The 1193-nt window shown below is 69.7% G+C and carries 2 protein-coding genes; both read right to left on the bottom strand.

Annotated elements, in window-relative coordinates:
• A partial coding sequence (locus KDH83_RS30725; RefSeq protein ID WP_212322830.1) for a M20/M25/M40 family metallo-hydrolase occupies positions 1–501 on the bottom strand: 501 nt, incomplete at its 3' end.
• A 201-nt stretch (positions 502–702) separates the two neighbouring features.
• Positions 703–1193: methyl-accepting chemotaxis protein (locus KDH83_RS30720; protein ID WP_249205467.1), on the bottom strand; the 491-nt coding region annotated here is incomplete at its 5' end.

Genomic DNA, 1193 nt, shown 5'->3' with positions numbered 1-1193 from the left:
CGGGCGCGGCACGCCCTGCTTGTCCAGCGCCATGATGGCGGTCAGCGAGGCGTAGACGGCGTAGCCGTCGTCGGCGCCGCCACGGCCGTAGAGCTTGCCGTCCTCGAGCTTGGGGGTCCAGGGGCCCAGGCCGGCGCGCCAGCCGGAGAATTCCGGCTGCTTGTCCAGGTGGCCGTACAGCAGGATGGTGTCGCCGTTGTCGCTGCGGGTGGCGGGCGCGTCGAAGAAAATGACGGGCGTGCGGCCCGGCAGGCGCACCACTTCCAGCGTCAGGCCGGAGACCTTCTGCGCCTCGACCCACTGCGCCGCGTCGCGCACCACGCGCTCGATGAAGGCGTTCTTTTCCCAGTCGGCGTCAAAGGCCGGGCTCTTGGCCGGGACCGCGATGTAGTCGGTCAACGCGGGAATGATCTCGTTGTCCCACTTGTCGTCCACGAAGGCCTGCAGCGCCTTGGGGTCTAGGGTGGGAGGCAGGGCGTCGTCGGGGATGCGTGCGTTCATGGCGCGAAATCCTGTAGGTATGCGGTGCGGGTGGGCAAACCGATATTCTATGCCCGCCCGGCGCGGGCGGCATCTTTTGTCCCCGATTCATGCGTGGACGCTGAAAACGGAAACGCCGCCGGCCGGACCGGAATCTCCGATCCAGCCGGCGGCGTCGCGGCGCAAGCGCCCTGCCCGGCCCGCCGCGAGCGGCGGCCCCGATCAGGCGCCCAGCAGCGCGGGCTCGGCGCCTCGGCCCAACGCCGGGCTGTCGGCCTCGATCACGCGGCCGGTTTGCAGCTTGAACACGGCTACCGCTTCGCGCAGGCGCTGCGATTGCGTTTCCAGCGATGCGGCCGAGGCGGCGGCCTGCTCGACCAGCGCGGCGTTCTGCTGGGTCACGCTGTCCATCTGCGAGACGGCCTGGTTGACCTGCTGGATGCCGCGCGACTGCTCTTCGGACGCGCTGGAAATTTCATTGATGATGCTGGTGACGCGCCGCACCGAGGCGACGATCTCCTGCATGGTGGCGCCGGCGGCCTCCACCTGGTCCGAACCGATCGAGACCTTCTGCACCGAGTCGTCGATCAAGCCCTTGATTTCCTTGGCCGCCTGGCCGCTGCGCTGGGCCAGCGCGCGCACTTCGCTGGCCACCACCGCGAAGCCCTTGCCCTGCTCGCCCGCGCGGGCCGCTTCCACGGCGGCGTTCAGCG

The sequence above is a fragment of the Achromobacter sp. Marseille-Q0513 genome (genome assembly GCF_018195695.1).
Lineage (GTDB): Bacteria > Pseudomonadota > Gammaproteobacteria > Burkholderiales > Burkholderiaceae_B > Achromobacter.
The sequence above is the reverse complement of the archived record's forward strand: the minus strand, read 5'-3'. Positions and strand labels throughout refer to the sequence as shown.